The sequence below is a fragment of the Halococcus sp. AFM35 genome (assembly GCF_051195015.1).
Lineage (GTDB): Archaea > Halobacteriota > Halobacteria > Halobacteriales > Halococcaceae > Halococcus.
Genome location: NZ_JBNTJU010000015.1, coordinates 1 through 19,139 on the forward strand (window position 1 = coordinate 1; position 19,139 = coordinate 19,139).

General features: G+C 65.0%; 19 protein-coding genes. 11 read left to right on the forward strand and 8 right to left on the reverse strand.

Annotated features, from left to right (window positions below; genetic code table 11):
* Positions 1–233 precede the first annotated feature (233 nt).
* From ACQUQO_RS12130 to ACQUQO_RS12140, 3 genes are all read left to right on the forward strand, one after another.
* Positions 234–1,415, forward strand: coding sequence for a TAXI family TRAP transporter solute-binding subunit (locus ACQUQO_RS12130; protein ID WP_435078281.1), 1,182 nt, complete (start codon positions 234–236; stop codon positions 1,413–1,415).
* A gap of 63 nt (positions 1,416–1,478) precedes the next feature.
* On the forward strand, positions 1,479–1,982 hold the full coding sequence (locus ACQUQO_RS12135) for a DUF1850 domain-containing protein (protein WP_435078282.1): 504 nt from the start codon (positions 1,479–1,481) through the stop codon (positions 1,980–1,982).
* Positions 1,982–4,729, forward strand: coding sequence for a TRAP transporter permease (locus tag ACQUQO_RS12140; protein ID WP_435078283.1), 2,748 nt, complete (start codon positions 1,982–1,984; stop codon positions 4,727–4,729). Before ACQUQO_RS12135 ends, ACQUQO_RS12140 begins: the two co-directional genes overlap by 1 nt.
* Here the strand turns inward: ACQUQO_RS12140 and ACQUQO_RS12145 are convergent.
* The gene (locus ACQUQO_RS12145; protein ID WP_435078284.1) at positions 4,726–5,202 is read right to left on the reverse strand and encodes a hypothetical protein; all 477 of its coding nucleotides are present in this window, start codon (positions 5,200–5,202) and stop codon (positions 4,726–4,728) included. The two genes, ACQUQO_RS12140 and ACQUQO_RS12145, sit on opposite strands and share 4 nt — an antisense overlap.
* Before the next feature lie 261 nt (positions 5,203–5,463).
* On the opposite strand from ACQUQO_RS12145, the gene ACQUQO_RS12150 reads away from it, so the two are divergent.
* Positions 5,464–7,374: a beta-CASP ribonuclease aCPSF1 gene (locus ACQUQO_RS12150; protein WP_435078285.1), complete on the forward strand. Its 1,911-nt coding sequence runs from the start codon at positions 5,464–5,466 to the stop codon at positions 7,372–7,374.
* A 101-nt stretch (positions 7,375–7,475) separates the two neighbouring features.
* A complete protein-coding gene (locus tag ACQUQO_RS12155; protein WP_435078286.1) occupies positions 7,476–7,877 on the forward strand; it encodes a disulfide bond formation protein B in 402 nt (133 codons plus the stop codon).
* A 120-nt stretch (positions 7,878–7,997) separates the two neighbouring features.
* Here the strand turns inward: ACQUQO_RS12155 and ACQUQO_RS12160 are convergent, their stop codons facing one another.
* From ACQUQO_RS12160 to ACQUQO_RS12175, 4 genes are all read right to left on the reverse strand, one after another.
* Entirely contained in the window at positions 7,998–8,393 is a 396-nt protein-coding gene (locus ACQUQO_RS12160; protein ID WP_435078287.1) for a VOC family protein, read from the reverse strand.
* A gap of 231 nt (positions 8,394–8,624) precedes the next feature.
* Positions 8,625–9,437, reverse strand: coding sequence for an endonuclease III domain-containing protein (locus tag ACQUQO_RS12165; protein ID WP_435078288.1), 813 nt, complete (start codon positions 9,435–9,437; stop codon positions 8,625–8,627).
* Positions 9,438–9,467: 30 nt separating this feature from the next.
* Positions 9,468–9,881, reverse strand: a complete 414-nt coding sequence (locus ACQUQO_RS12170; protein WP_435078289.1) for a DUF371 domain-containing protein — start codon at positions 9,879–9,881, stop codon at positions 9,468–9,470.
* A 24-nt stretch (positions 9,882–9,905) separates the two neighbouring features.
* Positions 9,906–10,061, reverse strand: coding sequence for a hypothetical protein (locus tag ACQUQO_RS12175; RefSeq protein WP_435078290.1), 156 nt, complete (start codon positions 10,059–10,061; stop codon positions 9,906–9,908).
* A gap of 117 nt (positions 10,062–10,178) precedes the next feature.
* On the opposite strand from ACQUQO_RS12175, the gene ACQUQO_RS12180 reads away from it, so the two are divergent.
* The 4 genes from ACQUQO_RS12180 to ACQUQO_RS12195 all read left to right on the forward strand — a co-directional run bounded on the left by ACQUQO_RS12180 (position 10,179) and on the right by ACQUQO_RS12195 (position 15,092).
* Entirely contained in the window at positions 10,179–11,834 is a 1,656-nt protein-coding gene (locus ACQUQO_RS12180) for a glycoside hydrolase family 2 (protein ID WP_435078291.1), read from the forward strand.
* Positions 11,835–12,027: 193 nt separating this feature from the next.
* Positions 12,028–12,915 (forward strand): coiled-coil protein, encoded by an 888-nt coding sequence (locus ACQUQO_RS12185; protein WP_435078369.1) that lies wholly within the window; start codon positions 12,028–12,030, stop codon positions 12,913–12,915.
* 78 nt (positions 12,916–12,993) lie between these two features.
* On the forward strand, positions 12,994–13,899 hold the full coding sequence (sppA, locus tag ACQUQO_RS12190; protein ID WP_435078292.1) for a signal peptide peptidase SppA: 906 nt from the start codon (positions 12,994–12,996) through the stop codon (positions 13,897–13,899).
* 53 nt (positions 13,900–13,952) lie between these two features.
* Positions 13,953–15,092 carry a DUF373 family protein gene (locus ACQUQO_RS12195; protein ID WP_435078293.1) on the forward strand — a complete coding sequence of 380 codons (1,140 nt, stop codon included), beginning with the start codon at positions 13,953–13,955 and terminating at the stop codon, positions 15,090–15,092.
* Here the strand turns inward: ACQUQO_RS12195 and ACQUQO_RS12200 are convergent.
* On the reverse strand, positions 15,089–15,754 hold the full coding sequence (locus ACQUQO_RS12200) for a type I 3-dehydroquinate dehydratase (RefSeq protein ID WP_435078294.1): 666 nt from the start codon (positions 15,752–15,754) through the stop codon (positions 15,089–15,091). The genes ACQUQO_RS12195 and ACQUQO_RS12200 overlap by 4 nt on opposite strands.
* A 284-nt stretch (positions 15,755–16,038) precedes the next feature.
* Here ACQUQO_RS12200 and ACQUQO_RS12205 point away from each other — a divergent pair, with 284 nt between their 5' ends.
* Positions 16,039–16,338: a DUF5789 family protein gene (locus ACQUQO_RS12205; protein ID WP_435078295.1), complete on the forward strand. Its 300-nt coding sequence runs from the start codon at positions 16,039–16,041 to the stop codon at positions 16,336–16,338.
* Positions 16,339–16,409: 71 nt separating this feature from the next.
* Positions 16,410–17,006: a CPBP family glutamic-type intramembrane protease gene (locus tag ACQUQO_RS12210; RefSeq protein WP_435078370.1), complete on the forward strand. Its 597-nt coding sequence runs from the start codon at positions 16,410–16,412 to the stop codon at positions 17,004–17,006.
* Positions 17,007–17,010: 4 nt separating this feature from the next.
* On the opposite strand, the gene ACQUQO_RS12215 is transcribed toward ACQUQO_RS12210, so the two are convergent.
* Together ACQUQO_RS12215 and nreA are read right to left on the reverse strand one after the other, a co-directional pair.
* Positions 17,011–17,760 carry a CPBP family intramembrane glutamic endopeptidase gene (locus ACQUQO_RS12215; protein WP_435078296.1) on the reverse strand — a complete coding sequence of 250 codons (750 nt, stop codon included), beginning with the start codon at positions 17,758–17,760 and terminating at the stop codon, positions 17,011–17,013.
* A 39-nt stretch (positions 17,761–17,799) separates the two neighbouring features.
* Positions 17,800–19,068, reverse strand: coding sequence for a DNA repair protein NreA (gene nreA / locus ACQUQO_RS12220; RefSeq protein ID WP_435078297.1), 1,269 nt, complete (start codon positions 19,066–19,068; stop codon positions 17,800–17,802).
* Positions 19,069–19,139 lie beyond the last annotated feature (71 nt).

Below are 19,139 nucleotides of genomic sequence, written 5' to 3' on the forward strand. Positions count from 1 at the left end.
AAGCGTGCCATCTCGCCGATTTCGACCGAGAGCGCGGACGACTTCCGCGCTCTCGTTGAGGGGACGTTCCTCGAACTGACGCATCGTCTGAGCTTCGCTGTCGACTGGATTGACCGATTTCTGGAAGTCAATAGCTTACGCTAGCCCCTATCGGCGGACTCTGGTGTTCGTTGAGGAAGAGGAATTAGTGCCTACAATAAGGTTAATACCGTCGGAGCCGACTCGGTTATTGCATGGCAAAAACTGACGGTAATCGGGACTCGAAGACGACCTCCACGGACGCCTCTCGGCGGACGTTCCTGCGGACGGCGGGTGCGCTCGGCGTCGTCGGCGCGACCGGTCTCGCTGGCTGTTCCGGTGGTAGCGGTGGCGGCAACGGCTCCGGCGGTGGCACGAGTGGCGGCGGGAGCGGCGGTGGCGGCAACGGCTCCGGCGGTGGTGGGGGCGGCGGTGGGAACAACCTCGTCTGGGACGCCGGCGGCACCGGTGGGACCTACTACCCGCTCTCGAACGAGATCAAGCAGGTCGTCCAATCGGAGACCGACTTCAGTCTGCAGGTGCGCTCGACGGGCGCATCAGTCGAAAACGTCGGCAGCCTCGCGGACGGTTCGGCCGATTTCGCGCTGATTCAAAACGACATCGCCTCCTTTGCGAAAAACGGCACGGGCATCGACGCATTCAAAGGCAACGCTGTCGGGAGCCTGCGCGGCGTCGGGACGCTCTATCCCGAGACGATCACCATCGTCACGCCCGGCAACAGCAATGTCCAAGAAGTGGCTGATTTGAGCGGCAAGACCATCAACACCGGCGACCTCGGCAGCGGGACGCAGGTCGATGCGAAGAAGATCCTACAGGCGGTCGGCGTCACCGAATACACCGAGCAGAACACCGACTTCTCGCAGGCCGCCGAACAGATCCAAAACGGCGACATCGACGCCGCATTCGTCGTCGGCGGCTGGCCGGTCGGGGCAATCGCCGAACTCGCCGAGACGAGTTCCATCGGCATCGTCGCCATCGACGGCAAGGAGCGCCAGCAGGTCAAACAGGCTGCGAGCTTCTTCGCCAACGACAAGATCCCCGCGGGTACCTATCAAGGTGTCAACGAACCCAAGCCCACGGTTGCGGTGCAGGCGATGATCGCCACGACGACGCAGGTTCCGAAAGAGACCGTCCAAACCGTGACGGCGGCGATCTTCGACAATGTCTCCGACCTGACCATCAAAACCGAGTTCATCTCCGCCGGCTCCGCCCTAGAAGGGATGCCGATCAAGCTCCACCCCGGCGCGGCGGCGTACTTCGACTCGGCGGGCGGCTCGGGCAATGCGACCGGCACGAGCGGGACCACGATGGGCGGGTCCGGCGGCACCGCGACGGGCGGGGAGACGACGATGGGTGGCGGAACAACCTCGTCCTAGCCCGTCGAACAGCCAGCCGCGAATCGGACGCCGAACACCGACAATGACTGAACACGATTATCGATGACCGACCGACAGCGACGGGCCGTTCGTGCACTCGTCGTGGTGGCGGCTATCGCGTTGACGCTCACTGCCGTCGCCGCAGCGACGCCGGCCGGCAGCGCGCTCGTCGTCGAGGACGCCAGCAGCGGCGAACAGTTGCTCGCTACTCCCGTTTCGAACGGAACGCCGGTCGTGCTGACCTACACCCATAGTGTCGAGAAGACGCCCGTTCACGACATCTACGTCGTCCGGAACGGCTCGCTCGTGATGACGCGCATGGAGTTTCAGTCCTACGGCTGGGGATTGCCCGCCCGCGCGAACGTCTCCCGCGAGAACGGTTCGTTCACGTTCGACCCGCAGGGGAGCTACGAGGAGCTGTACGTGAAACCGGGTCGGACCGCCGACCACCGGCTTCGAGTCGGTAATCGCAGCTACGACCTCGTGGCGCTCTCGAACGCCGAGGGCGTCCGTCTACACATCACCGAACGCTCCGTTTTGAGCACGACACTCGATACTCTCGACTAATGAGCACTGATACATCCGACGACACAGCAGGCGTCACAGGGGAGCAAACCGCCGAGGACACCGACGAGCTCATCGACGAACTCGAACGCCGGCGCTCGCTCCGTGGGGTGGGGGCACTGGCGGTCATCGTCATCGCGGTCGCGTTCTCGGCGTTTCAGCTATGGCTGGCCGCCCGCGGGTTCATCTTCCGGTTTTCGCTCCCACTCTATGGCGAGGTCAACCTCGGCGCGCTCCAGTCCCTGCAGGTGAACAGCATCCACGTCACGTTCGGACTCCTACTCACCTTTCTGCTCTTTCCGGCGACACAGGGCGATGGCTTCCTCTCACGGCGGCTGGCGCGGGTCGTGCCGGCGCTCGAAGACCGGCTTGGAGAGTCGAACCCGGTGACGCGCGTTGGGCACGGCGTTCGCGGCGCGGTTCGCTGGCTGCTGCTCGACCCTGACCGCGAGCGCGTCACGCCCGTCGATATCGTTCTGATGGTCGGGGCGATACTGAGCACGCTCTACATCCTGCTGGAGTTCGAAGAGATACAGCAGTTGCGCTCGCTCGGTCTCGATTCCGGGCGGACGACCGCCGAGGTGCTACCGCTGCTTGCGGCTCCGGTCCAGGCGCTCTCGACGCTCGGCATCCCACTCGACGAGACCTCGTATGCGTTCGTTCTCGGCGCGCTCGGCGTGTTGCTCGTGCTTGAGGCGACACGACGCACGCTCGGGTTCTACCTGATGGCCATCGTCGGCATGTTCATCGTCTATGCGCGCTTTGGCTACCTGATTCCGGATAACGCAGTACTCATCGGCGTGCTCGGTCGCATTCCGCCGAGTCCGTGGTCAGCCATCATTCAGGACCTCTGGTACAACACCGCAAACGGCGTCTTCGGCGTCCCGGTCAGGGTGAGCGTGCAGTTCATCTACATCTTCATCCTCTTCGGGGCCTTCCTGGAGATGAGCGGCGCGGGTCAGTGGTTCATCGATCTGGCCTACGCCGCCACGGGGCGACGGAAAGGCGGCCCGGCGAAGGCGAGCATCCTCGCATCGGGTTTCATGGGAACGATTTCGGGGTCATCGATTGCCAACACCGTCACCACGGGAGCGTTCACGATTCCACTGATGAAGAAGACGGGCTATCGCTCGGAGTTCGCCGGCGCGGTCGAGGCCTCCGCGTCCTCCGGCGGGCAGATTCTCCCGCCGGTGATGGGTGCGGCGGCCTTCCTCATCGTCGAGTACACGGGGACGCCCTTTGCGGACGTCATCGTCGCGGCGGCGATTCCCGCAATCGTCTTCTTCTTCGGCGTCTGGGTGATGGTCCACCTCGAAGCCTCGCGGGCAAGCATCGGCGGCGTCGACCCCGCCGAACTCGTCGCGTTTCGCTCGCATCTGCGGACCGGCTGGTTCTATCTCGTGCCCATTCTCCTCCTGCTGTACTATCTCATCGTCGTCCGGCTGACGGTCGCGCGCTCGGCGTGGTACACCATCCTCGCTATGGTCGCGCTCATCGCGTTCGTCGCGGCCTACAACGAGCGCACGCGCTGGCCGCTGGTCGGCGTCATCGGGACGATTGCACTCGCGGAGTTCCTCGCCCACCTCGTCGCCGGTGTCGGCGTGATTGCGGCACTCACCGGCGCAGGCGGGGCGGGGATGGCTCCCGGTGCGGCCGCGACGGCGGTCGCGGGATCGATGGGCTGGCTCGTCATCGCCGTGTGTCTCCTCACGCTGGCCGTCCGTCCGCACGGCGAGTCGCCGCTGTTGAACTACGACGACCAGGTCGACGACGCCGTCGGGACCATCACCGGAGCGCTCGACCGACCACAGCTCGCGGACAACCGGGCGGTCGGCTTCCTCGGATTCATCGAGAAGTCGATGGAATCGGGCGCGCGCACCGCCACTCCTGTCGTCATCGCGGTCGCCGCCGCCGGCATCATCCCCGGCGTCATCAGTACGACGGGGTTGGGACCGAATCTGACGACGCTGATTCTCAACGTCGCGGGCGGCTCGCTCGTCCTGCTCCTGATCATCACCGCTATCTCCTCGATCATTCTCGGGATGGGAATGCCGACCACAGTTACCTACATCATTCTCGTCTCGCTGCTCGGTCCGGCCATCGCCCAGTTCGAGGTGCCGCTGCTGGCCGCGCACCTGTTCATCCTCTATTTCGGCGTCATCGCCGACATCACGCCGCCAGTAGCGGTCGCGGCGTATGCGGCATCGGGCGTGGCGAAATCCGACCCGTTTCAAACTGGGGTGGAGGCCTTTTCGCTGTCGCTCAACAAGGCCATCGTCCCCTTCGCGTTCGTCCTCGTTCCGGGCATCGTGCTGTTGCGGCGGCTGCCGAACGCCGATGCGCTACCCACCGATGAAAAGACCTACCGCGTCATCAGTTTCGCCGACGTGCTCGATATCGGTTACTTCGTTCCTGAAGTATTGATTCCGGTTGCGGGCGTGTTCCTCGGGGTCGTCGCGCTCGGCGCGACGGTCATCGGCTTCCTCTACAGTCCCGTGTCGTGGTCCGAGCGGGCCGCGTTCGCGCTCGCCGCTCTGCTGTTGATGGCTCCCGGCCTGCTGTTCAACAGCGTCGAGAGCGTCCTCACGGCGCTCGGGATGGCCGTCTCGTTCAACACGCTCACCTTCGACCTCGCGCTGCGTGCGGTCGGCGGCGCGCTGTTCGCCGCGCTCGCGCTCGCCAATCGCCGACGGATGGGTCCCGAGAGCCAACCGACCGACGGGAGCGACGAGGCGGCGGCCGACGCCTAATCGACCGCGAACGGACTCGGCTTTTCGTTCCACTCCCAGCCCGGCAGTCGCGTCTGAAAGCCCGCCGCCAGCGCCGCGAGCGCGTCGTCCGCGCCGGCGGGACCATCGATATGGGTGCTCACGTCGGCGTAGTGAAAGGTCGCCTCGCCGAGCAGTCTGAGTGGTTGCGGGCCGGCGATCATCCCGGCGAGTTCGCGGCCGAGCAGTTCGTCGACGACGAAGCCCGGGTAGTCGTCCTCGACGTCGAGGTTCTCAAGAATGTCGAACAGCGCGGCGACGTTGACCGCACGGTCGCCGTCGGCGAAGACGGTATCGGCCTCGTTGCGATATTCCTCGACGGTGACGCTCGCCACCTCGGTGTCGAAGGCATCACCGAGGTCGGCACGAACCTCGTTGATGAGCGAGACCACAGTCGGGGCGCGTTCGATGGTTCGTTCGTGGGCTGCGGCCACGGTCTTCGGTGTCACTCGCATGGTCGGTCGACGGTGGCGAGCGGGTTACGGCTTTGCGAAAGGTTTTATAATCGCCATCCTATACTTCGAAATACACACGGGTTTTCCGGACTCTCAGCGCCGAACGCGAGGTCCGAACCCGAAACCCCGATGGGTCGAAACCCTCCAGAGCGCACCGCATAGGATACGCGCTGTTTCAACGACGGCGAGCGACGAAACGTTGCCGACTGGCGGTCGCTCGGGGCCCCTCGGGCACCCATCTCACATGGACCGAGTCTCAGTATGAGCACGGTAGATAAGCAACTCGACGAGATAGCATCGACGATAACGGACGAACTGCCGGACGACATTTCAGTGTCGGACGTGACCTACGAGGGACCGGAACTGGTCATCTACACGCGCGACCCGAAGAAGTTCGCGCGCAACGGAAACCTCATCCGTGACCTCGCCGGCCAGCTCAGAAAGCGCATCACGGTGCGCCCGGAACCCGACGCGCTCACGCCGCCCGAGAGCGCCCGCGAGACGGTACGGTCGGTGATCCCCGACGCAGCGGACGTCTCGAACGTCGACTTCCACGAGGACACCGGCGAGGTGGTCATCGAGGCCGCAAAGCCGGGGATGGTCATCGGTCGGCATGGCTCCACCCTCCGGGAGATCACCCAAGAGGTCGGCTGGACGCCCGAGGTCGTCCGCACGCCGCCCATCGAGTCCTCCACAGTTTCGAACGTCAGGAACTTCCTCAAACAGGAGCGCGAGGAGCGCCGGGACATTCTGGAGCGGGTTGGCCGCCAGATCCACCGCGAGGAGATGTCCGACGACCAGTGGGTGCGCATCACCACGCTGGGCTGCTGTCGGGAAGTGGGTCGAGCGAGCTTCATCCTCTCGACGCCCGAGACCAGGATTCTCATCGACTGTGGCGACAAGCCCGGCTCCGAGGACGCACCGTACTTGCAGGTTCCGGAGGCCAACCCACTCAACTCGCTCGACGCCGTCGTCCTCACTCACGCCCACCTCGACCACTCGGCACTGATTCCCCTGTTGTTCAAATACGGATATGATGGTCCCATCTACACCACCGAACCTACCAGAGATTTGATGGGACTCCTCCAACTGGACTATCTGGATGTCGCGGCCAAGGAGGGCCGGAGTCCGCCCTATGAGAGTTCGATGGTGCGCGAGGCGGTCAAACACACCATTCCCGTGGAATACGGCGACGTGACCGACATCGCCCCGGACGTGAAACTCACGCTGCACAACGCCGGCCACATTCTCGGGAGTTCGGTCGCGCACTTCCACATCGGCGAGGGCTACTACAACGTCGCCTTCTCGGGCGACATCCACTACGACGATACCCGACTGTTCAACGGCGCTGTCAACGACTTCCCCCGCGTCGAGACGCTCGTGATGGAATCGACCTATGGCGGGCGCAACGACTACAAGACCGACCAGGAGGACTCCGAGGAGCGCCTCATCGAGGTCATCAACGAAACCGTCGAGCGCGGCGGGAAGGTCCTGATTCCATCCTTCGCGGTGGGTCGGTCACAGGAGATCATGCTCGTCCTCGAAGAGGCGATGCGAAGCGGGAAGATCCCCGAAATGCCCGTCCACCTCGACGGGATGATATGGGAGGCGACGGCCATCCACTCGACCTACCCCGAATACCTGCGCGACGACCTTCGAGATAGGATCTTCCACGACGACGAGAACCCCTTCCTCGCCCCGCAATTCAACCACATCGACGAGGGCGAGGACGAACGCGAGGCAATCGCCGCTGGCGACCCCGCCATCATTCTCTCGACATCGGGGATGGTCACTGGCGGACCAATCATGTCGTGGCTCGAACACCTCGGCGGCGACCCCGACACCACGATGACGTTTGTGGGGTATCAGGCCCAAGGAACCCTTGGGAGGCGCATCCAGAACGGCTGGGACGAGATTCCGATGAACGGGGGACGCGGGCGCTCTGGCACGCTGAACCTCGAACTCAACGTCGAGACCGTCGATGGCTTCTCCGGCCACGCCGACCGGCAAGGGTTGGAGAACTTCGTGAAGACGATGAATCCCCGCCCGGAGAAAGTGCTCTGCGTCCACGGCGACGAGCAGAGCGTCCAGGACTTCTCGTCGGCGCTCTATCACAACTACAACATGCGAACGTTCGCGCCGAAGAACCTCGAAACGTTCAGATTCAAATGAAATCCCGCGCTCGCTTGGTGCGAGTGCCTCGCTCTCTGCTGATCCAGTAAGTTACGACCGCACCGCAACCACTACGTTCCGGTTGTACGATGAATCGGTGAATGCGACGCATCGACACTCGACCCGTGCTCGCCGCCGGTACGCTCGTCGCCGTGGTCGCCACCGCCGGGAGCCTCTACTTCAGCGAAGTTCTCGGCCTGATTCCTTGCGAACTCTGCTGGTATCAGCGCATCCTGATGTACCCGCTCGTTCTCGTTGTGGGCGTCGCCGCGCTCGAAGACCGGCCCGATGTCTATCGCAGCGCGCTGCCGCTGTCGGCCCTCGGAACTGTTGTCGCGGCCTACCACTCCTACGTGCAGGTAGCGGTCGAGTCCACGACGTGTACGGTCGGCGGCTGTGGGTCCGTCCAGTTTCGGCTGCTCGGGCTGACGATTCCAAACCTCTCGCTGGTCGCGTTCGTGCTGCTTTCGCTCGCCCTGGTGGTCGCGCTCCGCGGGCGCTAACTCGTAGTGATTCGCAGAAGTGTTCGGACGTTCTAACGTGAGAGGTTCCTGTATCGCTGAAAGCAGCGCGACCGGCTCAGAGCATGTAGTCAGCGAACAGCTCCCGGCTACACTCGGAGATCAAGGAAATGGATCAACCCGTCCGTGTGTGCCATCATTTCGCTTGTGAAGCATAATTGGGTTACCGTCCGGATCGGCAACCATCGCCATGTGGCACACGCCAGTTTCGATGGGGTCCATCAGGACAGTTGTTCCATCATTTCGGAGTTCTTCGGCGGCAGCTTCGACATCATCGACTGCCATTGCGACACTAGTGCCGCCTTCTCCCGGAGAGACGGGCATCTGAGGGGTTGCTTCACCAAGCGCGAGCGTGGTTGGTGGAAGCGCAAACTCCGCAAATCCTCCCTCTTCATTGAGCATCTCAAGCTCTAGTCCAAGGGTGTCTCGATAGAACGACACTGACTCAGAGAGGTCAGTAACGGTGTTGATAACGAAATCAGCGGCTTTGGCGTTCATTGGATATTGGACCCCGATATCGACAATGCAGGCCACAGTAAAATACGGCATCCTATCGGAGCGAAAGTGAAAATACGCTTTATATCAAACGGCGAACTAGCTCGATTCAGTCACCCGAGAAAACACCATTTGCGACCCGATGTGCAAGATATGCGCTGTGTATCTCGCACGCTGGATCTCCCAACTGCTGGGAAGAACTCGCACAGAACTATGGATTGCTCCGATAATCAATCACTCCGCCGTCGCGTCGGCCGGGTCGACCACCTCGCCCGTCTCGGGGTAGACACCGACCTGCTCGCAGTAGTCGGCCATCGGGCAAGCATCGGGATCATCCAAGCAAGCTGGCTTACGCGCAGTACAGTAGTCCCGGCCGAACTGGATGCTCGCGGTGTGGCCGAATCCGCACTTTTCGGCTGGAACCTGCTCCTCCAACACCGCTCGAACTGCCTCGTGGTCGGCATCGGCCGGCGCGATACCGAGTCGGCGATAGATGCGGTGAACGTGGGTATCGACCGGGAAGACGCCCGCACGCCCGCCCGAGAACAGGAGCACGCAGTCGGCGGTTTTGGGACCGACGCCGGAGAAATCGAGCAGCGTCTCGCGCACCGTCGCGGGGTCTTCACCGGTGACGAACTCGTCGAACCCGTCAGCACCACCGTACTCCTCGATCACACGCTCGGCGATGGTCGTCATCGTCTTCGATTTCTGGTTGTAGAGACCGGCCGATTGGATGGTTTCGGCGAGTGTCGGTTGGTCGGATCCGGCGAGTGCGACCGCGAGGTCCGTGTCCGCACCGCCGTAGCGACTCAGCAGCGCGTCGTGGGCGGGCTGGCTCGCTTTATCGGAAGTGTTCTGGCTCAAAATCGTGCGGACGAGACACTCGAAGGCGTCCTGACCCCCATACGTTTTCTGCCAGTACAGTTCCCCGAGACGGTCCACGACGGCCTCGGCACGGGTTTCGGCCTCGCGTTCGTCGAACTCTTCGGCGAGACCACCGCCACCGGGACCGCCGCTGATGTTCTCCGGCGGTTCGTCTTCGCTCATGACTGTGGAAAGAGCGCCGGCCACAAAACCCTAGTCGACGCGGAGAGTTCCCGTGAGTTCCGCGCCCTCGGCGAGCGCGTCGACGAAAGCCCTATCGAGGTCGGCGGCCGCCTTGTCGGCGTCGACCATCACGGTCCGGTCGTCGACGTACTCGCTCGTCCGACAGACGAGGCTGCGCTCGTTCTCGAAGGTCAACTCGGGATGGCCGCGACCGGTGACGATTTCGGTGTGGTCGCCGGCGTCGAGCGTCAGGGAGATCGTCGCATTCCCGTCACGACAGGTCTCGACGAACCCGGTACCGAACTCGGCGGGCGTGCGGTCGGCTTCGATACCGAGGATACAGTCGCCCGTCGGCGTCAGATACTCATCGCTCGTGAGTTCGAGCGTGCTCGCATGGCGCGCGCTGACGTTCTCGTGACCGCGCGCACGGACGACCTCTTCCATGACCGCCCTCGGCTGGGACGGCATTTAGGCGTGTGTCTTTGCGACCGTCACCGTGACCGCGCCGCAGGCACACTCGTAGGCACGACGTTCACCGCACCCGTTCCGAAAGACGAGCGCCGGAGTGGTGAGTTCGCGGTCGCAGTCGGTCGCCTCGCAGGTGGGTGTGAGTTCGTCGAACACGGCGGAACGACGGCCGCGAAACGGATGAACCAGAGCCATCCCCGGAGCGAAAGTGAAGCCTGTCGGGCACGCGAGTGGGTCAGAAGGGCTATGACCGCGGCCCACACCCTACCAGATATGGAGCTGTGCGAGTGGACGGCCGCCGCCGTCGACCCCAGCGACGACCCGCCCGAGGCCGACGACTGGCGAGCCATCGAGAGTGCCGCGAGTCCGGACCGCTTTGCGGGTGAGCGCGCCGTCGCCTACCGCACGCGGTTCCCGGACCCACGCGACGGCGAGGAGCGGGCACTGCTCGCCCTTCGCGGTCTCTACGCCCACGCCCGTGTCTGGCTGAACGGCGAGTTCGTCGGGAGCCACGACACCTACTTCACGCCCTTCCGGACGACCTTCGACCCCGAGGCGGAGAACGAGCTCCTCGTCGAGTGTCGTGCGCCCACAGATCGCTTCGGCGGCGTCTTCGAGACATCGCTCGTCCCCGAGAGCGAGCGGGTTCCCGGCATCCGGTGGGGTGCTCGCGTCGAGGGAGTCCCCGAGAGCGTCATCACCGACCTCACGATTCGAACCGACGAGAGCGGCGATGATGCGGGCGTCAACGCCATCGTGACCATTGACGCCGGCAGCGGCCTCGACGGTCGCGTGCGGCTCTCGCTCCGGCCCGAAGGGGCAGCGGGCGCGAGCGCGTTGAGTCAGGTCGGCGTCACCGCGAGCGCGGGCGAGCGCGTCACGGTGCAGGGTCGGCTGTCGGTGCGCGACCCCGACAGGTGGTGGCCGCGCGGGGTCGGTCCACAGCATCGCTACACGGTCCGGGCGTCACTCGGCGAACACGAACGAACGGCGACGACCGGCTTTCGCACCGTCGAATACGACGCCGCGGGGATGTCGGTCAACGGAACCCGCGTGCCGGTCCGTGGTCTCGTGTCGCTGCCAGTCGACGGGCAGGACGCCACGGGGACCGTCGAGCGGGCGGTCGCGGCGAACGCGACCCTCCTTCGCTGGTACGGCCACGTGCCGCCGGAATCGTTCTACGAGGCGGCCGACGCGGCTGGGGTCCTCGTGATGCAGGACGTCCCGATGGGGTCGGGCGCGCTCGACGCCGAACGCGCCCGGTCGGTCGCGCGCACGCTCGCCGGAGCGGTCGGTCATCGGCCGAGCCTCGCCGCGTTCGGGGTTCACGACGACGCCCACGAGTTCGACGTCACGACCGAGGCGGAGAACTGGCGCGTGTGCCGTTCGACGGGCGACGGCGGTGCGGCGACCGCGACGGCGGCCACGGCAGCACTACCGGACGACACGGGAGTGGTTCCGACGCCGGGTCTCGATGCCGGCAGGGAGGGGGCATCGTGGGTGCTCGACGGACGTGCCGAAAGCGGTGCCCGGACACGCTACGTGGTCCCCGAAGCCGACGGCGAGGCGGCTACCCATGCCAAACGGGCAATCGAGGCGCTACGGCTGTCGAACGACTCGATGATCACGGCCTTTCGTCCACCGACGGCGACGGACGACGCCATCGATGCGGCGTTCGAGCCAGTTAACGCACTGCTCGACGACCCGACAGCGACCGAACCAGCGGTCGTCATCGTGAACGACACGACCGAACCGGTCGCCGGTGACCTCGACTGGACGGCCGGCACCGAGAGCGGAACGCTATCGGTCGACGTCGCTGCGCTCACGCGAGAGTCGGTCGGCGCAGTCGACCTGCCGGCCGACGCCGAGCGCGTCGAACTGTCGCTCGTGACCGACGAGTGGCAGGTGAGCAACGAGTACGAGCGCTGACAGCGGTGCTGTCAGGGAACATCTCACACGACCACAACGTTTAAATCGGTTCTGGCAGTATCAGTACATGCCAGAACGCCGCCGGCGTTCACCGTGGTATCGCACACAGAATGATACGGACCTCTCCTCAGGCGTCAGCCACCGACCGGGAGCGGCGACCACGCGCCGGCGCGACTGGAATCGCAACAGAACCATGAGCACAATCGACCAATCAGCGAACGTCGAACTCACCGACGACGACCTCGAAAGCGACTCGAAAGGACAGTTGATAAAACTCGCCGGCAAGCTCCGCGACCGGCGTAACGAACTGAACCAACAGGCCTCCGAACGCGCCTCCAAACGCGACGAACTCAACGCGAAGACCCGAGAGCAAGTCGACCTCGCACAGGAACACAGGGAAAAGCGCGACGAGCTGAACGACGAGGTACAGGAACACAAACAAAAGCGCAACGAGCTCAACGCCGAGGCCAACGAGCTGTTCGACGAGGTCGAGGAGATGAAAGGCGACCTCGAACTCGACGAGAGCAAGGACCTCGACGAACTCGAAGAGGAAATCGAGAAGTTGGAGTTCCGCCAGCAGACCGAGGTGCTCTCGACCGAAGACGAGCGCGAACTCATCGAGAAAATCGAGAACAAACGCGAGCAGTACCGCGAGCGAAAGGAAGCGCTCGACGACACCGACGGACTCGAAGAGGTCAAAGCCGAAGCCGAGGAGATTCGCGCCGAAGCCTCCGAGCACCACGAGAAGGTGACCGAACTCGCCGACGAGGCCCAAGAGCACCACAATCAGATGATAGAGGCCTATCGTGAGGCCGACGACGTGCGCGACGAGGCCGACGAGTGGCACGAGAAGTTCGTCGAGGCCCAAGAGGCCGCCGACCGCCACCACGAGGACTTCGTCGAAGTACAGAAGCGCCTGCGCGAGATGGACAAAGAGGAAGAACAGGAGCGCAAATCCGAGCGCGACCAGCGCCGCGAGGAGGCCGAAGCCGAGGCCGAAGAGATCTACGAGCAGTTCAAGCAGGGCGAGACCCTCGACACCGAGGACCTGATGAAACTGCAGAAAGCGGGCAAGCTCTAAACGACCGCGACCACACGAAGAACCCACGTTCCACGCCGCGAGCGAACGATTCATCCGCCGCCCATCCGATGAGTAGGTATGCCGACCGATTCGCGGACGAGATTCATGAGCGCAGCCATCGGTGCGAGCGCCGGAGCCGGCGTCTGGGGGACCATCAAACGGCTGCGTGCCCGAGCGGAGAACGGCTATAATACTGTCGAGGTCGCCGTCGAGGGACCCATCACGCGCGAGGGGAGTCGCCTGCCGGGGAACCGGCGGCGCTCGATTCCGGCCGACAAGATCGTCGAACAGATCGAACGTGCCGACGAGGACCCGAACGCCGAGGCCTTAGTCGTCAAACTCAACACGCCCGGCGGCGAGGTCCTCCCGAGCGAGGACATCCGGCTCGCGGCCGAGAAATTCGACGGCCCAACGATTGCCTATGCGACCGACACCTGCGCGAGCGGCGGCTACTGGATCGCAAGCGGCTGTGACGAACTCTGGGCGCGCGAGGCGAGCATCGTCGGCTCGATTGGCGTCCGTGGCTCGAACGTGAACGCGAAAGGTCTCGCGGACAAACTGGGTCTCGAATACCAGCCGCTCAACGCCGGTGAGTACAAAGACGCGGGCTTCCCGCTGAAAGAACCCGACGAGGACGACCAGGAGTACCTCCAAAGCATCGTCGACGACTACTACGAGACGTTCGTCGAGCGCGTCGCCGAGGGCCGCGGGCTCGACGAAGAGACGATTCGAGAGACCGAGGCGCGCATCTATCTCGGCTCCGACGCCGCCGAGAACGGTCTCGTGGACGAACTCGGCACCCGCGAGGACGTCGAGGAGCGCATCGAGGAGCGCCTCGGCCACGACGTCGAGGTCGAGGAGTTCACGCCGAAACAGAGCCTGATGGAGCGGCTCAGAGGGCAATCGCAGGGTGTGGCCTACGCCTTCGGCGCGGGCATGGCCGACTCTCTCGGCGTCAGCGAGGAGTTCGAGCTACGGCTGTAACCGACGATGAAGCCACCGCGAGCGTTTTCATCCCGCGGTCGTGACCACCAGCCGTGAGCACGCTCGTCGTTTGCATCGACCGCGACGAGACCGTCGCCGCCCTCACCGACGAGCTGCCGGTGGTCGGCGAGCGGGCGGTCCGCTCGTTGGTCACTAACGTGGGTCTCGAAGACCCCGAGAGCAGCCGCGTGAACTGTCTGCTCGAAGGGCTGCGCCTCGCCGGCGAGCTGCGGGAATCGGGCGAGGACCCAGTAGTGGCGGTCGTCTCCGGGGTGGACGAGTCGGTCGATGCCGACCGCGACCTCGCCCGCCAGTTGGAGGGGGTGCTCGCCGACCATGCCATCGAGTCGGCGGTCGTCGTCACCGACAGCACGACCGAGGAGCGCGTCGTCCACGTCGTCGAAAGTCGGGTGCGCGTCGACGGCGTCTCGCGGGTGGTCGTCCGGCAGGCCCGCGACCTCGAATCGACCTACTACCTGCTGAAGCAGTTCCTCGCCGACGAGGACCTCCGGCAGACAGTGCTAGTGCCCATCGGCGTCGCGCTGCTCGCGATACCGGCGTTCGTGCTGTTCGCCCGAAGCCTGCGGAATGCGGTCGCGGCCGTCGCCGCCATTACAGGCTTGTTCGTCCTCTATAAGGGACTGGGTGTCGACGATGCGCTCGGGGCACTCACGGGTGTGCGTGACGGTCTCTACACCGGGCGGCTCTCGGTCGTCACCGGCGTCATCGCCGCGGGATTGGCGCTCGTGGGTCTCGTCGCGGGTGCCATCAGCGCCACGCCGCTTGCCGGCGAGGCGAGCGGGCTCGTGACGGTCATGGCCTTTCTGTTCCATAGCGTCCCGTGGCTGACGACGGCGGCGCTGACCGCGAGCGCCGGCCGGGTCGCCGACGAGAGGGTTCACAGCGGCCGGGTCGGCAACGCTGCGCTCAACCTGCCGTTCGTGCTGGTCGCGGTCGGTCTCGTGGTTCGGGGATTCGGGGCCTACTTCCTCGAACGCGCCGGCGTCATCGACTCGCTGCGGATGCCGGCGACGAGCCTCGGCATCGTTTCGGTGCGCGGGTTCACCATCGGTGGCGACGCTCGCCTCGCGGCGTTCGTGGTCACGGGAGTGCTCGTGAGCGTGCTCGGCGTCGCCATTGCGATGCGACTGGGCACGAGCGCGGCCGACGAGCGTCCCGAGAGCGCCGACTAATCGAGGGTATCGAGCAGTCCGGCGAGCGTCGTGAGGTCGTACTGGCCGGGAGCGGTCGCGCGCTCGGGGTCGAGCGGTGCGTAGGCGATACGCGAACCGTAGAGTGGCGCGATGGCCCGCGAGTGGCCGCCGACCGCGCCCATCGCCATCGTCGCCACCCGTTTGCCGTCGCTGTCGAGGGTATGCGTTGCCGCAAGCAGGTCGAGCACGTCCGCGGGCGTGTGAGCGGTGACGGCGAGCTTCGCGACCGCACCGTGTTCGCTCGCGCGTTCCAAGGTCTCCTCCATCGCCGCTCGTGATGGCGTCGCGTCGAAGTCGTGCGTCGAGACGATGCAGGCGGCGTCGTGCTCACGGGCATGCTCGGCGAGCCATTTTTCATCCTCGACGGTCGCCAGTTCGATGTCGATTGCCGCCACAGCCGAACAGTCGGCGGCGTGTTCGAGCGCGGCGAGCCGGTCGGGGGTTGCGGGTGCATCGCCGCCCTCCTCGACCGTGCGATTGGTCGCGATCAGCGGGAGTTCGCCGTCGTAGGCCGCGAGCGCGTCGAGTGGGTCCTCGGCGAGGTCCATGCGGAACTCGACGGCGTCGGCGTGGGCGCGTGCGGCCGGCTCGTCGCTCAGGTCGGCGGTGGCCGCCGCGAGCACGAACGAGTCGAAGTCCATGCCCGCCCTCGGCCCGAGCGGGCGAAAACTCGTTCGGCTCGTGGGACCCGTGGCCGCGGTGCGGTCACGGCGCGGCCGCAGCAGCGCGGTTGCGGCGGCGGTTCCTGGCGGATGAAGGGCGAGGCACGCGAGCGACCGTAGGGAGCGCGTGCCGAGGGCTTCGGCATGCTGTGCGGTTTGTGGTTGTAGTGAGCGGTAGCGTCCGCGCAAGCGTAGCGAGCGCGCGACACCCCCGCTAAAAAGTGGTTCGTAAAACACAAAGCGGGCCGTCACGCGGTGTTCGTATGGCCGATGACGAAGCCGACGAGGAAGTCGAGGACGAGGGACCAGTCGTCGAGCTTGGCGAGGGTGCGTCCGTCGAGGGCGTGCCATTGGCGCGCGTCACCTCGCGGCTGACGTGGGGGATGGAACGGTCGGCGCTCGAACGGCGAGTCGGTGACGTCGAGATTCGGACGCCCGATGGTCCGACCGAACTGGCCGACGTGCTCGCGGAGGTCGACGAGACGTACTTCGAGCGCCGCCAGGAGTTCGAGGCGAGCGTGCGCGAGGTCATCGGGACGGGTCCCGTCCAGACCGAGGAGTAGTGACCGAGCCGTCGGGGCGACGGTGGGTCGCGCTTGCCCTGCTCTGGGGAGCGGTGCTTGCGGCCGTGTGGATGGTTCTCGAACGGGGCGGGGGTGTGGGACTGTGGGCGCGCGCCGTCCGCGATGGGCTGCTCTATCTCGTCGGGCCGATGGCGCTCGCACGGCTGTACGGCCGGCGTCTCGGCTGGCGCGTCGACCGGCGAGCGCTGCGGAACACCCTGTTGCTCGCGCTGTTCGTGCTTCCGTTCTATCTCGTCGGCTCGTCGCTGCCGACAGTACGGACGTACTACCCGATGTGGGGCGTCAAGCCGGCGCTGTCGTCGTTTCTCCCGCACGCTGTCGGGCAGTTCGTGATCGTGCTCGCCGCCGAGACCTACTTTCGTGGATTGCTCTGTGTCGGCGTGCGCGAAATCGGGTTCAAGAGCGTGTTCATCAGCCCCGTCATCTATGCCCTCCAGCACGCGAGCAAGCCACCAATCGAACTGCTGCTGTCAGGACCCACGGACGTGCTTTTCGGCGCAGTCGATTATCGAAGCCGGTCGATTCTCCCCTCCGTCGTCGCCCACGGGTTCGGGCTGACGCTGCTCGATTGGCTCGTGCTCCACCCGCCACTGTTCCCGCCCGAGCGGGTGACCGGCTGGCTGCGGTGGCTGCCGGTGCCGGTGTGACGAATCAGACCGCCCCGGCTGGCATGCCGCCGGTTTTGAGGAAGATATAGAGCAGCGTGAACAGCGTCGCGTTGTACGCGCCGTGGATGAACGCCGGCACGACGAGATTGTCGGTGAACTCGTAGGCCGCGCCGAAGACGAGACTCGGGAAGAAGAGCACGCCGATGGTCGCCAGCCGCCCGCCGACGCCGCCGGTCAGCGCCGTGAAATGTATCGCGGCGAAGATGGCGCTCGCGAGGAGCACCCCGGGAACGGGACCGAACGCCTCCCGTATTCGCCCCTGCACGACACCGCGGAAGAGCAGCTCCTCGCCGGGACCGATGAGGACGAACGAGGCGGGAATCAGCAGGAGGAGCACCTCGGGATTTTGGGTGGCGATTTGAGCGACCTGATTCTGTGCAGTCTCGACCTGTGTGAGCGCGACCAGCGCCGTTCCGACGAGCAGACCGACGAACGCGAGCAGATAGCCACTCACAGCGGCAATGGCGTCCCGGAGCGAGGGGATTCGCATGCCGATGTATCGCCGTCCGAGTCCGCGCAGACGTAGATACAGCAGTGCAGTGCCGCCGAAGGCGATGCCCTGTCCCGTAATCAGCGAAATCACCAGTAGCGTCAGCGCGCTGAGTTCGATGCCGACGAAACCCAGCGGGAGGATGATGACGGCACCGAGGACGAAGGCCACGAAGAGACCGAGAATCGCGGCGGCAAGCGCGACGCCGAGCGCACGCAGACGACCCGTATCCGTGTTGCTCATAGCATCAGTGAGACGGGCGGCGGCGAAAGGATTCCGGCTTCAGTCGTCAAAGGCCGACAGACTGGACTGGACGCCCGCCGCGAGCGAGGATTTTCGTTGGAGGCGCGCGAGCGAGACCGGTAGTTGAGGTTCGAGCTGGCGGAGTGCGTTGCCGAACGATTCGGCCGTGCCGAACTCGCCCTCGAAGGCATCCCTGACCGTCTCGCGGACCTGCCACACCCCTGTGGGTCCCCAGTACTCCGGCGTCACGTGGCGCACCACGAGCACCGACGCCTGCCGGTCGCGCTCCGTGAGGTGTTCGAGCACGCCTAACCGGGCGGCGTAGTACGCCCCGGCGGTCTCCTCGACATAGCCCGTCCGGCCCTCGTGGCCCTCGCGGTCGGCAGCGAGCCACATTCCTCTATCGGGGTCGGGGTTCCAGACGCTGCCGGGCGCTTTGCACTCGACGAGTTCGAACTCCCAATTTCCTGGTGCGAGCAGTATCCAGAAGCGATTGCCGAGGTACTCGTTGTAATATAGTTCGGGTCTGTCCACCGCCGTTGCGTTTCGAATTCCACCTCTGAGGAATTTTCCCACTGTATCGTCGACGGCGGTAATCGACCAGCGCGTGGGCACGAGCCGCCGGTTGTCGCCCTCGCCGAGCGCACCGGCGGACAGGATGGTGTTGATGTCGTAGACGTCGAAGCCGCGGTTGTAGAGGTAGTTCATCGCGCCCTCGGCGCGCCAGTCGTCGTCTTCGAGCGTCTTCTTGACGGGTCGCGGGACGTGCGGATTTTCCGTTAGGGTCGCGCTCTCGGCCCGTGCGCGCGGCCCGGTCGGCGAGGAGATGTCCTGTGCCGATAGCGAGAAATCGACATCGAGCGAGCTATCGAGACCGATTTCGACGTCCACGGGTCTGTCGGCGATGGCGACCTCGCGCTGGGTGCCCAGAAACCCGGTCCACGCGTCGGCGACGTTGCCGACGGCGGTCGTCTTGGACGTGTTGACCAACCCGGTGCGATGCTGGAAGACGTCCTCGATGGAGAAGTTCCGGTCGTACCAGTGACCGCCGGTTTCGAAGTCGGCGGCGCGCTCCTCGTGGCCGACAGGGGAAAGGACGCCCGTCGAGACGTTCGGATAGGACGACCGGCCGACGAAAATCGTGGGTGAGGTGCTGCCGAGCAGCGCATCGTCGGAGACCCGTCGTTCGAATTCGTGCTCGACATCGTCGAGGTACTCCGTGATGGCGTAGGATTTCTCCCGGACCAACTGCCGGCGCTCGGCGCGCTCGTCGCGCTCGATTTCCTCGAAATACTCGTCGAGCCGCATCAGTAGAGCAAGGGGTTTCAGGGGTTTGAACCCTCCGCTACCGGTCGAAATCGGGTGTCGAGGGAGCCGAA

Excerpts from the sequence above, each read along its gene's own strand:
- ACQUQO_RS12170 (WP_435078289.1), bottom strand. The coding sequence starts at position 9,881 with ATGGAAGAGGTCGTCCGTGCGCGCGGTCACGAGAACGTCAGCGCGCGC.
- ACQUQO_RS12140 (WP_435078283.1), top strand. The coding sequence starts at position 1,982 with ATGAGCACTGATACATCCGACGACACAGCAGGCGTCACAGGGGAGCAA.
- ACQUQO_RS12165 (WP_435078288.1), bottom strand. The coding sequence starts at position 9,437 with ATGAGCGAAGACGAACCGCCGGAGAACATCAGCGGCGGTCCCGGTGGC.
- ACQUQO_RS12185 (WP_435078369.1), top strand. The coding sequence starts at position 12,028 with ATGAGCACAATCGACCAATCAGCGAACGTCGAACTCACCGACGACGAC.
- ACQUQO_RS12155 (WP_435078286.1), top strand. The coding sequence starts at position 7,476 with ATGCGACGCATCGACACTCGACCCGTGCTCGCCGCCGGTACGCTCGTC.
- ACQUQO_RS12130 (WP_435078281.1), top strand. The coding sequence starts at position 234 with ATGGCAAAAACTGACGGTAATCGGGACTCGAAGACGACCTCCACGGAC.
- ACQUQO_RS12200 (WP_435078294.1), bottom strand. The coding sequence starts at position 15,754 with ATGGACTTCGACTCGTTCGTGCTCGCGGCGGCCACCGCCGACCTGAGC.
- ACQUQO_RS12145 (WP_435078284.1), bottom strand. The coding sequence starts at position 5,202 with ATGCGAGTGACACCGAAGACCGTGGCCGCAGCCCACGAACGAACCATC.
- ACQUQO_RS12160 (WP_435078287.1), bottom strand. The coding sequence starts at position 8,393 with ATGAACGCCAAAGCCGCTGATTTCGTTATCAACACCGTTACTGACCTC.
- ACQUQO_RS12215 (WP_435078296.1), bottom strand. The coding sequence starts at position 17,760 with ATGAGCAACACGGATACGGGTCGTCTGCGTGCGCTCGGCGTCGCGCTT.
- ACQUQO_RS12180 (WP_435078291.1), top strand. The coding sequence starts at position 10,179 with ATGGAGCTGTGCGAGTGGACGGCCGCCGCCGTCGACCCCAGCGACGAC.
- ACQUQO_RS12135 (WP_435078282.1), top strand. The coding sequence starts at position 1,479 with ATGACCGACCGACAGCGACGGGCCGTTCGTGCACTCGTCGTGGTGGCG.
- sppA (WP_435078292.1), top strand. The coding sequence starts at position 12,994 with ATGCCGACCGATTCGCGGACGAGATTCATGAGCGCAGCCATCGGTGCG.
- ACQUQO_RS12150 (WP_435078285.1), top strand. The coding sequence starts at position 5,464 with ATGAGCACGGTAGATAAGCAACTCGACGAGATAGCATCGACGATAACG.
- nreA (WP_435078297.1), bottom strand. The coding sequence starts at position 19,068 with ATGCGGCTCGACGAGTATTTCGAGGAAATCGAGCGCGACGAGCGCGCC.
- ACQUQO_RS12210 (WP_435078370.1), top strand. The coding sequence starts at position 16,410 with ATGGTTCTCGAACGGGGCGGGGGTGTGGGACTGTGGGCGCGCGCCGTC.
- ACQUQO_RS12205 (WP_435078295.1), top strand. The coding sequence starts at position 16,039 with ATGGCCGATGACGAAGCCGACGAGGAAGTCGAGGACGAGGGACCAGTC.